The following is a 13914-nucleotide window of genomic DNA, read 5'->3' as shown; positions in this document are numbered from 1 at the left end:
AGCCGACTGGATTCGGGTGGTGTGCTTCCCGGACCGTTGGCTGGACCTTCGCTACGTCGGTCCCTCCTCCAGCCCGGAGGAGTTACTGCGTGGGATCGTGGCGCGACGCGGCCGCCAGACGGTGGTCGCGTTGCGCAACGCCCAGTTAGTCACGTTCACCGCGATGGACATCAACGACCCGAGGGATCTGGCGCCGGTGCTCGGCGCCGGGCTGACCGGTCGCGCACCGGCCCGCTTCCCCGAGTTCAGCATGCCGGCGCGGGTGGGCGCCCGCGCCGACGAACGGCTGCGCGCCGGAACCGCCCTGCCGGAAGTCCTGGAGTACCTGGGCATTCCGCGTGCCGCGCGACCGGTGGTGGAATCGGTGTTCACCGGGCCGCGCAGCTATGTCGAGATCGTCGCCGGGCAACGCCGCGACGGTCGCCACGACACCACCGAGGTCGGGATGAGCATCGTCGACGCCACGGCCGGACGCGTGCTGGTCAGCCCGTCCCGGGCGTTCGACGGGGAATGGGTCTCCACCTTCAGCCCCGGCACCCCGCTGGCGATCGCCACCGCGGTCGACCATCTCACCGACCTGTTGCCCGACGGCCGGTGGTTCCCCGAGGTCCGCCTCGCCCGGGATTTCTCCGTCCCGCACACCTGACCGCACCCGCCCTGACGTTTGTAACCGGCCGATCCCGGCCCCGCAGAGAAGAGATAACTCATGACCGACACCTCGGTGTTGCCCGACGTTGTCATGCCGATCGTTCGGGTCGCCGTGCTCTCCGAGAGCCGGCTGACCGAGATGGCGCTGCCGGCGGAACTACCGCTGCGCGAGATCCTGCCCGCCGTCCAGCAACTCGTGGCGCCCGCCGCCGACGATGCCGACGACCACTCCGCCGCGCGGCTGAGCCTGGCTCCGATCGGCGGCGCGCCGTTCAGCCTCGACGCCACCTTGGACACGGTCGGCGTGGTCGACGGTGACCTGCTGGCGTTGCAGCCGGTTCCCGCCGGCCCGCCGGCACCCGGGATCGTCGAGGACATCGCCGACGCGGCGGTGATCTTCTCCTCGTCGCGGACCAACCCGTGGAAGACCGCCCACATCCAGCGCGGCGCCCTGGGCGCGGTGATCGCGGTGATCCTCGCGGCGACCGGGCTGGCCACCGCCTACCAAGCCGTCACCGGAGACCTGGCCGGACTGTTCGGCACCGCAGCGCTGGCCGCGCTGACCGTGGTGGCGGCGCTGGTCGGTCGGGCCCGTTCCGGCCGGGTTGCCCTGGCGCTGTCGATCGCGGCCCTGGCCCCGATTGCCGCCGCCTGCCTCCTGGCGGTACCCGGCCAGTTCAGCGGCGCACACCTGGTGTTCGGTGCCGCCGGTGTTCTCGCCTGGTCACTGATCAGCCTGATCGTGCCGCGACGCGACCAGCCGCGTGCGGTCGCGTTCTTCACGGCCACCGCCGTGGTCGCTCTCGGTGTGCTGCTGGCCGCCGGCGCCACCCTGCTGTGGGACCTGCCGATCGCCAGCCTGGGATGTGGGCTGATCGTGCTGTCGCTGATCGTCACGATCTCCGCGCCGCAGTTCTCCGCGTTGTGCGCCCGTCTGCCGCTGCCGGTCATTCCGGCACCCGGTGACCCCGCCCCCGCGCCGCCGGCCCAGCGCCTGCTGAAAGACCTGCCGCGCCGCGTGCGCACCAGCGACTCGCACCAGAACGGCTTCGTCGCCGGTGCGGTCGTGCTCAGCGTGCTGGGCTCGGTCGCCGTGGCGGCCACCCCCGGCACCGTGCCCGGCTGGGGCTGGTACCTGGTGGGCGCCACCGCGGCGGCCAGCGTCCTGCGCGCCCGGGTGTGGGACTCCGCGGCCTGCAAGGCGTGGCTGCTCGCCCAGCCCTACCTGCTGGGCACCGCGCTGCTGGTGATCTACGCGGCCACCGGCTGCTTCGCCGCCGCGGCCTGGGCGCTGCTGGCCCTGGCGGTGCTTGGCCTGGCATGGGCGGTGGTCGCCCTCAACCCGGTGATCGCCGAGCCGGAGAGCTACTCGCTGCCGATGCGCCGGGTGCTCGGGTTCGTCGCCTCGGGCTTGGACGCCTCGCTGATCCCGGTGATGGCCTACCTGGTCGGCTTGTTCGCCTGGATTCTCGATCGATGACCCGTGCCGGAACCAGCTGGCTGGCCGCGGCATTGACGGCCGGGATGGTCGTGTGCCCGTCCGCAGGCGCCGTCCCCCCGCCGGAGATCGACGCGGCGGTCGCACCTCCGGACGGCACCCCCGGCCCGGTCGCGGAGATGTCGCAGTTCGGTGCGTGCGCCGATACGCAGGCGCTGCCCGGCACCGACCCCGGAGCGCCCACCGCCAGCCAACAGATGCTGAACCTGCCCGCCGCGTGGCAGTTCTCCCGCGGTGACGGCCAGAAGGTGGCGATCATCGACTCCGGCGTGCGGCCGGGCCCGCGGCTGCCTGCGGTGGAGGCCGGCGGCGACTACGTCGACACCACCGACGGGCTGACCGACTGTGACGGCACCGGCACCCTGGTCGCCGGCATCGTGGCCGGCCAGCCCGGCGACGACGGATTCTCCGGCGTCGCCCCCGGTGCGGAGCTGCTGGCCATCCGGGTGGCTTCCAGCCGGTACTCGCCGCGCGCGCAGGACGAAGACCCGACGATGGCCCATGCCGCCGCCGCGGTCACCGCGCTGGCCAAATCGATCGTCCGCGCCGCCGACCTGGGTGCGCGGGTGATCACGGTCTCGGCTACCGCCTGCCTGCCCGCCGACCGGCCGATCGACCAGACCGAACTGGGCGCTGCGCTGCGCTACGCGGCGGTCGAGAAGGACGCCGTGGTGGTTGCGGCAGCCGGCGACAACGGCTCCACCGGCGCATTCGGCGGCGGCGCCTGTGAAACCAATCCGCTCACCGACCTACGCCGACCCGACCCGCGCAACTGGGAGGGCGTCGGAGCGTTGTCGTTGCCGTCCTACTGGCAGCCTTACGTGCTCTCGGTCGGGTCGTTGACCCCGACCGGCCAACCGTCGGCGTTCACCATGGCCGGACCGTGGGTCGGAATCGCCGCACCGGGTGAGGACATCGCTTCGGTGAGCAACCGGGAAGACGGCGGGCTGGCCAATGCGATGGTCGGCCAGAAGCAGCAACTGGTGCCGCTGAGCGGCACCGGCTACGCCGCCGGCTATGTCGCCGGTGTGGCGGCCCTGGTGCGCAGCCGGTTTCCGGAATTGAACGCGACGCAGGTGGTCAACCGGATCACCGCCACAGCCCAGAACGCCGCGCGGACACCCTCCAACATGGTCGGTGCCGGCACCGTGGATCCGGTTGCCGCGCTGACCTGGGAGCTGCCCCGCCCGGGTGACCCGGCGGCGACCAAGCCGGTGCCGGCGCCGCCGGCGCCCGAACCGACCGACCCGGCGCCGCGGATCGTGGCCCTGGCCGGAACGGCCGCCCTGCTACTTGCTGTTGCCGCTGTCGGCGCCGTCGTGGCGCGCCGGCGAAAGGAGATCGGATAGCCGTGAACCGACCGACGATGGTGTGGCCCGGACCGGCCCGCCTGACCCTGGTGCTGCTGGCGGTGATCCCGGCGGTGATGGCCTACCCGTGGCAGACGGTGCGGGACCGCTGGATCCTCGGCATCGCGGTGGCCATCGTCCTGCTGCTGCTGGTGTGGTGGCGGGGCCTGCACTTGACCACGATGTTGCGCCGCAGCGTCGGGATGCTTCTCGGTAACCGGGCCAAGCGCTCGGTCAACCAGAATGCCGACTGGGCGACGGTGGTGCTCGGGATCGAATCGAGCCAACCGGGCGACGACGTGCTGCCGTTGCCGCTGCTCGCCGGTTACCTGGACCGCTACGGGATCCGGGCCGACAGTATCCAGATCACCAGCCGCGACACCGCCGGGAGCACCGCCCGCGACACCTGGATCGGACTGACCCTGTCGGCGGCAGACAATCTGGCCGCGCTGGAAGCCCGGTCGGCATCGATTCCGTTGGTGGAGACGGCTCGGGTGGCTGCCCGCCGACTCGTCGATCACTTGCGCGAAACCGGTTGGGAGGCCGCCATCGTCGACGGCGAAGCGGTGCCTGCGCTGGTCGAGCCCGAAGACCGTGAACGGTGGCGCGCCGTGGACAGCGACGCGGGATACCTTGCCGCCTACCGGGTCACGGTAGACGCCGAGTTGCTCGAGACCTTGCGGGCGGTCTGGACCCACCCGGCCGAGGAAACGTGGACCACCGTCCAGATCACCGGGAGCGCCGCCGACCCGAGTATCGCAGCCGCGTGCGCGTTCCGCACCGGGAAGCGACCGCAGGGTGCAGCCCCGCTGTCGGGGCTGACCCCACAGCGCGGAATTCACCGGGCGGTGCTCAAGGCGATCAGCCCGCTGACCGGGGACCGCCTGGACGGACATGCTTCGGTAACTCCCGACGCGCTGAACCGGCTGCGCTGGCCGAGTAGTCGCCGCCCCGGGAGTCCGAAGAAGCGCCGGCACGCCGCGGCCTGACCCCGGGTTAACTCAGTCGAACATGAACGGTCGCAGGAACCGGTTGGTGCGCCGAAGGTAGGTCGGCTGGCTGACGTGCAGGATGTGGTTGCCCGGGAACCAGTGCAGCGCACAGCGATCCCAGTGCTCCCACAGCATGGTGGACTGTTCGGGCGGGGCCAACCGGTCGCCCAGTCCGGTGATGATCAGGCGGCGCTCCTTGGGCACCAGGGGCGCGTAGTTCAACGGCGAGTGAAACGCGGTGGCAGCGGCGAACTCCTGGTGATCGATGTGGCCGAGCCGTCGGCCGAGATCAAAGAGCTTGTTGGCGGGGAACCAGTCATCGACCTCGTCCTGTACCGACACCACCGGGACATTGGGCACCACGGCCTCCAGCCGGTCGTCGACCGAGGCGATCAGCGCCGAGGTGTAGCCGCCGAGCGACATCCCGGTCAACGCGATGCGCTCGACGCCGGTGTGGTGCAGATAGTCGATGAGCGAACGGAAGTCGTGCACGGCTTGTGCCATCGCCTCGGCGAAGCCTGACATCCCGTTGGCGAAATAGCCGAAACCGCTGAACGGGGAGAACTTCTCGGCACGGCGGCCGTGGAACGGCAGGGTGAACAGCAGCACGTCGTAGCCGCACCGGTAGAACCACGGCAGTGAGAAGAACAGTCCGTTGAACAGATACGGCGATCCCATGAAGCCGTGGATGACGCACAGGGTGGGACGCGGGCCGTCGTCGTGATGCCAATGTTGGGCGCGGACCACATTATTGCGCCGTAAACTGCGCCACAGGTCGCGCATTGCGGGGTTGACCGGCCGGAACGTGCTGGCGAAGGAGATGTTGTCGACGTTGCCGCGGGCGATGCGCTCGGCGAAGGGGTTGGCCAGCCGTGAGGTGACCCGCGGGATTTCGGTGGGGGCGGGAAACGACTTCGCCGGATCCTTCTCAGCGGCCAATTCGGCGTAGAACCGCAAATTTTCCCGTTCGACCGTGGCGCGACTTCCGCGCAGCGCGGTGGTCAACAGCGGGGGCGTCATCGCCGCTCCGACCAGCGAGGCGACCATGGTGCGCAGGCCGAGGTCGGCGATTGCGGAGACATCGACCACGGCACGTTGGCCGAGGGTCAATGCGGAGTGGTCGGGCAGTCCGCGGGCGTCGGCTTCACCGCCGGGGACATCGGGAACCGGTAGGGCAGGGTCGACCGGGCTGGTGCTGGTGGTCACGATGGCGGCCTTTCTGGGCAGGCTCGAAGGACAGCGGTACCTGTTCAACCAACCGGATGGTAACCCGCTTTGCCCGGATACGTGGAGGAGCATGGGCCGCACGGGGCGTCGCGACAGACCCTGGCCGGCGGGCGGCACGAGCCCACCTGGCCGGATCGTTAAAAACCGAACCGATATGCTCAAAATCGGCGTCGATGGCCACGCGCCCGTGTCCGACGGCAGGGCCTTTGGTCCCGGAAAGGGTGGACTTCGGTGAGCACCGGCGGTTTCTTCGCGACCGTACGCTGGCGATCATGATCCAGGTGGCGCCGTCCAGTTCGAAGCCGCCGCCCATCAAGCCCGGACGCCCGGGCGGACCACGGCGGCCGGTGTTCGTCATCGGCAACGCGGTGGTGCTGGGCTGGCTGGCCGTTGCGGTGGCCCTGCTGATCAGCTACGGCGAACTCGGGCAATCGGTCTGGCTACCGGTGCATGCGCTGCTGCTGGGCGCGGCGACCAACGCGATCGTGATCTGGTCGGAACACTTCGCTGCCACGTTGTGCCGCGCGCCCGACCCACCGTCGTGGCAGCTCGGCGCCAAACTCGCGGTGCTCAACGTGGCCGCGATCATGGCCCTCACCGGTGTCTACACCGGCGTCATGGGACTCACCGCGGTAGCGGGCGTGGCGGTCGCGGTGATCGCGGTGGTGCATGCCGTGCAATTGGTCCGGATGCGGAAGGCCGCGCTGCAGGCGCGCTTCGAATACCTGATCAGCTTCTACATCGCCTCGGGCGTGGCCCTGCTGATCGGAGCTGTGGTCGGCGGCACCCTGGCGTTGGGCGCCGACGGCTGGTACGCGCGATTGTGGTCGACCCATGTGCACGTGATGCTTTACGGCTGGATCGGGCTGACCGTGATCGGCACCCTCTACACGCTGTGGCCCGTGGCCTCCGGGGTGCGGATCACCGAACAGAGCATCCGGGCCGCCAAGCGCACCCTGCCCACCCTCATCGTGAGCCTGGCGGTGGCAGTCGCCGGCCTGCTGATCCCGAACGTGTGGATCACCGCGGCCGGCCTGCTCGGCTATGCCACCGGCGTGGTGATCACCGCGGTGGCGCTGTGGCCCAGCAAGAAGCCCCGCGAGGTCGGGTCGTGGAACCTGGCCGCTGCCACCGGCTGGCTGGCCGCAGGGCTACTGGTCGAGGTGGTCGCGGCGGTCGTCAACGGATCCCTGGATGTGTTGCCCGGGCTGATCGAGGGATCGATCATGCCTCTGCTGGTGGTCGGGTTCGTCGCACAAATACTCATCGGCGCGCTGACCCAGATGCTGCCGGTGGTCGTGGCGCAGGGCCCCGCCGAACGTAAGGCCGTGGTCGCCCATCTGGCGAAAGGCTGGCAGGCCCGGCTTGTCGTCCTCAACCTGGCGGTGCCGCTGGTCGCTGTTCACCTTCCGGGTCCGGTCCGCACCATCGGGTGGGCGATGGCGGCGATCGGCGTCGCCGGGTTCCTGTGGCTGGCATTGCGGCTGACGGTGCCGGCACTGCTGCGCCGGGACATGAACGTCGAGGGGCTCGAGCGCGGCCTGCCCGGCACGATGACCGGGATGGTGGCGGGACTGACCGCGGTGGTGGTTGCGGTGGCCGCGGCGACCGGGACCGGAGCAGGCCAGGACCAGGACGCGGTTCCCGGCGAAGCCGAAGTCATCGACGTGGCGCTGCAGGACATGCGGGTCGCTCCGGCGGTCCTCGACGTGCCGGCCGGTACGCGGCTGGTGCTGCGGGTGACCAACGAGGTGGCGCTGCCGCACGATTTGCGCGCGGAGAGCGGAGAGCGCACACCCCGGCTGCGCCGTGGGCAGACCGCGATGCTCGACCTCGGTGTGGTGCAGCACGACATCGACCTGTGGTGCGACGTGCCGGGCCACAAAGCCGCGGGCATGACGATGAAGATCAACGCCGTCGGCGGGCAGCCCAAAGCCGTCGACTCCGGCCATGACCACCCTTCCCCCGCAACGCCGCCGACCCAACTGAACCTGGGAGCGGACCCCTCGCCGGGCTGGCAGCCTTACGATCCGGTGCTGGCGCCGGCCGAGCCGGGTTTGCACCGCGTGGAGTTGCGTGCGGTCGACAAGACGTTGGAGGTCGCACCCGGCCGCCGCGAGGCGCGGTGGACGTTCGGCGGAACCGAGCCCGCACCGATCCTGCACGGCAAGGTGGGCGACAAGTTCGAGATCACCCTGATCAACGACGCCAGCATGGGCCACGGCATCGACTTCCACGCCGGGGCGCTCGCCCCGGACCAGCCCATGCGCACCCTGGAGCCCGGCGAGCGGTTGGTGTACCGGTTCACCGCGACCCGGGCGGGAGCGTGGCTGTATCACTGCAGCACCGAGCCGATCTCCCTGCACATCGCCAACGGCATGTACGGCGCGGTGATCATCGACCCGCCCGGCCTGCCTGCCGTCGACCACGACTTCGTCTTCGTCGGTGCGCAGTTGTACCTCGGCGACCCGGAGAGCGAGGAGAAGCCGCTGGCGATCCGCGCCGGTCAACCCGACGGGTGGATGTTCAACGGGACAGCCGACCAGTACAAGCACGCTCCGCTGCGGGTCCGCGCCGGTGAGCGAGTCCGTTTCTGGCTGGTCAATGCCGGGCCGGGCGACTCGATCGCCTTCCACATCGTGGGCACCCAGTTCGACACCGTTTACAAAGAGGGCGCCTGGCGGCTGCGCCCCGGGGATCCTGCCGCCCCGTCAGGTGGTTCGCAGGTGCTGGATCTCGCTCCCGCGCAAGGCGGTTTCGTCGAACTCACCTTCCCCGAACCGGGCAATTACATGATCATGGACCACGATCTACGGCACTCCGAAGGCGGCGCGCGCGGCACGGTCACGGTGACGGAGTAGCCGTGGTCGACCTGTGGACGGCCGTGCGTTTCCTGCATGTGATCGGCGCGATCATCTGGGTGGGCGGGCTCCTGACGATCACCGTGGTGGTGTTGCCCCCGGTCTATGCGGTGCTGGCGATGCCCGAACGAGCCCAACTGGTGCGCAACGTGGGGCTGCGCTTCGCATCGGTGACCTGGACGGTGTTCATCCCGCTGCAGGTCACCACCGGTGTTCTGCTGGCCTATGCACACGGGGTCACCTGGGAGTCGTTGCTTCAGCCCGGGTATGGGCGGGTGCTGGCGGTCAAGGTCAGCCTCTTCGTCGCCGTCATGGGCGCCTCGACCGTGCACGGATTTCTGCAACGCAGCCGGCGGCCCCGCTTCGCCCGGATCGCTTCCATCGCGGCGCTGACCGGATCGTTGGGCATTGTTTTCCTGGCGACCCTGCTGACCGCCGGTCAGCTGGACTGAACCTACGGGTCGAGGCCGAAAAGGTTGGCCGCGTTGGCATAGAGCACGCGGCGCAGCCAGGCCTCGTCGGTGCCGGGAAGGTCGGCCAGGGCGCGGATCGCCGACGGGTAGCCGTAGGGGATGTTGGGGAAATCGCTGCCGAACAGAATCCGGTCCCCGAGGTCGATCAGGCGGCGATGGTGTGCCGGCGGGAATGGCATCATCTCTTCGGCAAACCCGGTGAACGCCATCGTGGTGTCGAGACGGACATGCTCGAAACGGTCACAGAGGTCGAGGAACTCGGCGTACTCGGGCATTCCCATATGCGCGACGATCAGCACCAGGCGCGGGAATCGCTCCAGCAGACGGCGGGTCGGGGCAGGGCCGGTGTATTCGCCGGCCACCGGGCCGGAGCCGCAATGGATCACCACTGGGATCCGGCGGTCTTCGAGCATCGCCCAGACCTCGTCGAGCAGGGGATCGTTCGGATCGTAGCGGCCTACTTGGAGATGGGCTTTGAACACGCGAGCGCCGGCGCGCAGCGCGTCGGCGACGTAGTGGCCCGCTCCGGGTTCGGGGAAGAAAGTGGCGGTCGACAGGCAGTCGGGTGTGTCGCGGGCGAATTGCACGGCCCACTGGTTGAGCCAGGCGGCCATGTCGGGTTTGTGGGGATAGACGAGTGAGGTGAAAGCGAGAACGCCGAAGCGCCGAAGCGTCTGCACCCGCTCCCGTTCGTCGCTGCGATAGGTGACCGGCCAATGGCGGCCCAGCAGCGGGCCTGCCGAATCGAAGTAGTCCCACACCTTGTCCATGACCCGTTTGGGCATGAAGTGGGTGTGGACGTCGATCATCCCGGGCAGGCTGAGCTGGGACCAGATGGCGCGAACCTGATCGCTCTCGTCATCCAACCCGGGGTCCGGTTTGCTCGACGGATTCATCGCATACCTTCCGGTTCGAGTGCGTCCCAAGTGTTTTCGCTGATGAATTCGGAGAGTGGACGAGCGAGTGCCCAATTGTCGAGCTCCAAGGCGGGGCGGTCGGGAAAGTCCGGCACCGGGCCGAGGCACAGGATCGCCACCGGTTCGGCGCCGTCGGGCATGTGCAGGAGCTCTGCCAGCGGTTGCGGCTCGAATAGCGAAACCCAGCCCATGCCCAACCCCTCCGCGCGGGCGGCCAGCCACATGTTCTGGATGGCGCAGGACACCGACGCCAGATCCATCTGCGGCAGGGTGCGACGTCCGAAGATGTGTTGCTCGCGGCCGTCGCGCAGGGCCACCACCAACAGCTCGGCGCAATCGCGGATGCCCTCGACTTTGAGGGCCAGGAATTCCTGTTCCCGACGACCGAGTGCCTGCGCGGTTCGATGCCGCTCCTGGTCGACGAGGGTGTGGATACGTCGTCGCAATGCCGTGTCGGTGATGCGGATGAACCGCCACGGCTGCATCAGCCCGACGCTGGGCGCGGCATGGGCGGCTTGCAGCAGGCGGGCGAGCACCTCCTCGGGCACCGCGGCACCCGCGACGAAGCGCCGCATGTCGCGGCGTTCGTTGATGGCGCGATAGACCGCGCTGCGCTCGACGTCGGTGAATGCGTGCGGCAGGGGTGCCGCGGCCTGTTCCGTCACGGGTCGTAGGCCACGCCGACCGCACGGAATATGTATTCCGCGGGTGGGTCGAAGGTCATCGTGCGTCCAGGCAGTTGGGCGAGCACCGTCTCGGGAATCTCGGTCTTGTAGTGCAGCGAGAGGTGCCCGTGAAACCGGGGTGCGGTGTCGTCGAGGTTGACTTCGACGAGCAGCCCGCTCTCGGAGACCGCGACGGTGGCCGCACCCGTTTGGGGTTGGTCCCAGCGCACGTCGACAGTACGGCCGGCCACTTTCGGCAACGCCGACAGGGTCGCCAGGATCCGCTGCGAGGTGAATGCCATCGAGCCGACGTAGCTGGCGACGCTGTGGGAGGACCGCATTCCGGGGATGGCGCCGTTGAAACGACGGGTGACCGGGACGTAGTCGACAAAGTGAAGGATGCCCTCGGCTTCTACCTGTTCACGCAGGTTCGGTGGCAGTTTGCCGATGCCGAGCAACTTGCGGAGATACACGGCCATGGACCCAGTATCCCCGCCGGACCCGATCTGCCCACCCGTGATAAGCGTGTAGGCGTGTCTACAGGCAACCTTCGCCGGCTGATTCTGCCGGTCAGCGCGTTGATCGCGGTGGCCGGATACGCGGTGCTGTGGCTGGGTTATCGGCAGGGCTGGTTCGACGGTGTCGACTCGTCGAGCTTGGCGGCCCTGTACGAGATCGGCATCAAGCACCCGCTGTGGGTGCGCTGCTGGGAAGTGGTGTGCACGGTGTTCGGCCCGACCGGGCTTCGGGTCTTCGCCGCCGCCGTCATCGTGGTCGCGTTGGTGCAGCGCAACGTGCGGACCGCGGTGTTCTTGATCCTGACCGTTCAGTTATCCGGTGTGATCATCCAGGTCGCAAAAAACCTGGCCGACCGGCCACGGCCGCTGACCGCCTTGTCGCCGGCGTCATCGACGTCGTTCCCGTCCGGGCATGCATTGGCCTCGGTGGTGGGGGTGGTGGCTCTGCTGGTGGTTCTGCTTCCGATGGTGGGTGCGGTGGCGAAGCGGGTGGCGATCGCGGCAGGCGTCCTGATTGTTCTCGCGGTCGGCTTCGGGCGGGTGGCGCTCAATGTGCACCACCCGTCGGACGTGGTGGCCGGCTGGGCGCTCGGCTATGCCTACGTGGTGCTCTGGATGCAGTTGCTGCGGCTTCCGCCACGCCCGCGCAGGTGACATTCAGCGCTCGGGTTCCTCGACGTCCCGTTGGGTGCTGGTCACGACGTGGCGGGTGGCGACCGGCTTGCCGGCGATCCGCTTGGTGACCGCTGGCGGCGGGACGGTGATGCGGCCCTGGACCGGAGCACCGTTTTTCACCGACGGGGCTACAACCCGCTTGGTGTCGGTCTTGGTCTCGCCGTCGGGGTGGCTGCCGTACATCGCCCCGGGTGGCACGAACGGCATGGCGCTCATGCCGCCGCGCGGGCCCGTCGAGGCAGGCGATGGCGCGGGTGCGGCGGGGGAGACGGCCTGGGCGGAGGATGGGGCGGTGCCCGGCGATGGTGTGGGCGGCGGCCCGAGATAACCGGTCGGGGCGGTTTCCTCTATCGCCCCGGTGCCGCCTGCTTCGGCGGCGGGCATCGCCGTGTCATCCGAGAAGAGATCGTCGGGCGTGTCCTCGGTGAATTCTTCGGCGGCGTCATCGAGGGGGTCGCCGATCAGTTCGGCTCCCGATTGTTGCAGAGCTCCCAATCCCGTTTGCAGAGCTTGCTGTGCTCCTTGCCCGATCTGTTGCGGGATCTGGGTGAAGCCTTGCAGCAGCCCGCTGAAGACCCCGCCGACGGCGGCGGCGATCCCGGCTGCCGACTGCGGCAAGGACTGCATCAGCTGAGCCGACTCTGCTTCATTGGCGGAGAACTTCGCCTGGGCATCGAAAAGGCCGGCGTCGCGCTCTTCCTGGCCCATCTGGGCCTCGGCGTCGTCGGCGGGGTCACCGATGTTCGCCGCCATGCCCAGGGTGGCCAACAGACCGTCGATGGTCGACCCGACGCCCGAGACCAGATCCGACATCACCTGCGGGGGAGGGACGTTCATGCCATGCGCACGCAGGTACTCCTCGATGACCGCCACCAGTTCCGGATCCATCAGGGCCCCACCTCAGGGCAACACACGCGGAACCACGCATAGTGGTACATCGCCAGGCGGAGATCTTCGGCGATCAGTGCGGCGATCGCCGCGAGCAGTTGCCAATTCTCGACCGCCGCCATCGGGGTCTTTTCCGGATAGTCGGCGAGCACCGCTGCGCGGGACTGTTCGAGATACGTTCGCAGCAGCGCGACTTCGTTAGCCAGCACGCCGGTCTGGGCGTAGACGGCGTGGACCAGGGTGTGGGCGAGTCTCGGTAGACCGTCTCGCCATCGAGTGGCCCGGCGCAGCTCCCAACCCAGCTCGGCCACGGTCGGACCGTAGCGCGGGCGGTGCGACGTCGATACCGCCTCGTCGCGCTCAACTGGAGCCAAGTGCTGTCCGGGCCGATAATCGGCGGCGGCGGTCACCGCGCCGAGTAGCGCCGCCGCATCGCCGTTTCGGTGGGCGGGGTCCAGCAGACGTACGGCGTCCGGGATGTCGACGTGCGGCGGAATCCAGCCAGAGGCGAGATCGGTGACCAGCAGGGTGCTGCCATCGTCGCGTTGACCGACCGACCAGCGCAACCGGGACTCCTGGCGGGCGACTACCTCCACGAGAGTACGCAGCCGACCCACGGTCGCCACCTGGTCGGATATTGCGCCGGCCACCGCACCGCTCGCGGTTGCGGGCAGGGCCTGCTCGGCGACCGCGATCGGCGGCGGGGAAGTGGTGCGTCGCACCACCGCCGGTTGACCGACGTTGGCGTGGTTCGACGCGGTGACCGGAGCCGAAGTCGGGGCAGCAGACGGCGGCGCGGCTGGAGTGGTCGCCGCAGCCGGGTTCGCGGGACGCAGGTCCGCGCCATAGCCAGGCAACGGAGCGGCCGCGACGGGCGGAGCCGGCGCTACGGCCGGCGGCCCGGCAGGAACCGGCGGCACCGGCACGTAGGGCGTTGCTGCGTCGGTGGATATGGCCGGCGTGACGGGCGGCGGCGAATCAACGGCGACGGCGGGGGCTGCCGACGGGGCTGTCTCGGGAGGGCCGGCTGCCACGTGAGCCTCCACGGGTGCAGGCAGTGGGGCCGGTGCGCTCAGCGCGGGGGCTGGTGTTGGCCCGGCGACCAACCCTTGTTCGAAGCTCTGCAGCACGGTGGGAGAGTGCGGAACAGGGGCGACGGGGTTAGGGACCGCCGGGGGAGGTGGCGAAGCGATCGCCGGGGCG

General features: G+C 69.4%; 13 protein-coding genes. 7 read left to right on the top strand and 6 right to left on the bottom strand.

What is annotated here, in order from left to right; genetic code table 11:
• The 4 genes from A5643_RS02520 to eccE all read left to right on the top strand — a co-directional run.
• Positions 1 to 646: ESX secretion-associated protein EspG (locus A5643_RS02520; protein WP_066851633.1), on the top strand; the 646-nt coding region annotated here is incomplete at its 5' end.
• Between the two features lie 60 nt (positions 647 to 706).
• Positions 707 to 2128 carry a type VII secretion integral membrane protein EccD gene (gene eccD, locus A5643_RS02515; protein ID WP_066851626.1) on the top strand — a complete coding sequence of 474 codons (1422 nt, stop codon included), beginning with the start codon at positions 707 to 709 and terminating at the stop codon, positions 2126 to 2128.
• Positions 2125 to 3495 carry a type VII secretion-associated serine protease mycosin gene (gene mycP, locus A5643_RS02510; protein WP_066851623.1) on the top strand — a complete coding sequence of 457 codons (1371 nt, stop codon included), beginning with the start codon at positions 2125 to 2127 and terminating at the stop codon, positions 3493 to 3495. The genes eccD and mycP overlap by 4 nt, the downstream gene beginning before the upstream one ends.
• A gap of 2 nt (positions 3496 to 3497) precedes the next feature.
• Positions 3498 to 4484: a type VII secretion protein EccE gene (eccE, locus tag A5643_RS02505; protein WP_197497620.1), complete on the top strand. Its 987-nt coding sequence runs from the start codon at positions 3498 to 3500 to the stop codon at positions 4482 to 4484.
• A gap of 12 nt (positions 4485 to 4496) precedes the next feature.
• Here the strand turns inward: eccE and A5643_RS02500 are convergent, their stop codons facing one another.
• Positions 4497 to 5693, bottom strand: coding sequence for an alpha/beta hydrolase family protein (locus A5643_RS02500; protein WP_066851619.1), 1197 nt, complete (start codon positions 5691 to 5693; stop codon positions 4497 to 4499).
• A 293-nt stretch (positions 5694 to 5986) separates the two neighbouring features.
• Between A5643_RS02500 and A5643_RS02495 the strand changes: the two genes are divergently transcribed.
• Positions 5987 to 8575 (top strand): multicopper oxidase domain-containing protein, encoded by a 2589-nt coding sequence (locus A5643_RS02495; protein WP_082948684.1) that lies wholly within the window; start codon positions 5987 to 5989, stop codon positions 8573 to 8575.
• Between the two features lie 2 nt (positions 8576 to 8577).
• Positions 8578 to 9027 (top strand): hypothetical protein, encoded by a 450-nt coding sequence (locus A5643_RS02490; protein ID WP_066851617.1) that lies wholly within the window; start codon positions 8578 to 8580, stop codon positions 9025 to 9027.
• Between the two features lie 2 nt (positions 9028 to 9029).
• On the opposite strand, the gene A5643_RS02485 is transcribed toward A5643_RS02490, so the two are convergent.
• From A5643_RS02485 to A5643_RS02475, 3 genes are read right to left on the bottom strand one after another with little or no spacing between them, the layout of a single operon-like run.
• Positions 9030 to 9944, bottom strand: coding sequence for an amidohydrolase family protein (locus A5643_RS02485; protein WP_066851615.1), 915 nt, complete (start codon positions 9942 to 9944; stop codon positions 9030 to 9032).
• Positions 9941 to 10606: a 5,6-dimethylbenzimidazole synthase gene (bluB, locus tag A5643_RS02480; RefSeq protein WP_066851630.1), complete on the bottom strand. Its 666-nt coding sequence runs from the start codon at positions 10604 to 10606 to the stop codon at positions 9941 to 9943. Before bluB ends, A5643_RS02485 begins: the two co-directional genes overlap by 4 nt.
• A 20-nt stretch (positions 10607 to 10626) precedes the next feature.
• Entirely contained in the window at positions 10627 to 11109 is a 483-nt protein-coding gene (locus A5643_RS02475; RefSeq protein ID WP_066851613.1) for a hypothetical protein, read from the bottom strand.
• Between the two features lie 54 nt (positions 11110 to 11163).
• On the opposite strand from A5643_RS02475, the gene A5643_RS02470 reads away from it, so the two are divergent.
• Complete coding sequence (locus tag A5643_RS02470; protein ID WP_066851611.1) at positions 11164 to 11802, top strand: phosphatase PAP2 family protein; 639 nt, start codon at positions 11164 to 11166, stop codon at positions 11800 to 11802.
• A 3-nt stretch (positions 11803 to 11805) separates the two neighbouring features.
• Here the strand turns inward: A5643_RS02470 and A5643_RS02465 are convergent, their stop codons facing one another.
• A complete protein-coding gene (locus A5643_RS02465) occupies positions 11806 to 12711 on the bottom strand; it encodes a hypothetical protein (protein ID WP_231995419.1) in 906 nt (301 codons plus the stop codon).
• Complete coding sequence (locus tag A5643_RS02460) at positions 12711 to 13436, bottom strand: DUF5632 domain-containing protein (RefSeq protein ID WP_082948680.1); 726 nt, start codon at positions 13434 to 13436, stop codon at positions 12711 to 12713. The genes A5643_RS02465 and A5643_RS02460 overlap by 1 nt, the downstream gene beginning before the upstream one ends.
• Positions 13437 to 13914: the final 478 nt, after the last annotated feature.

This window comes from Mycobacterium sp. 1274756.6, from assembly GCF_001668625.1.
GTDB lineage: Bacteria > Actinomycetota > Actinomycetes > Mycobacteriales > Mycobacteriaceae > Mycobacterium.
Note: the sequence above shows the minus strand (reverse complement) of the source record. Positions and strands in the feature narration are given on the sequence as shown.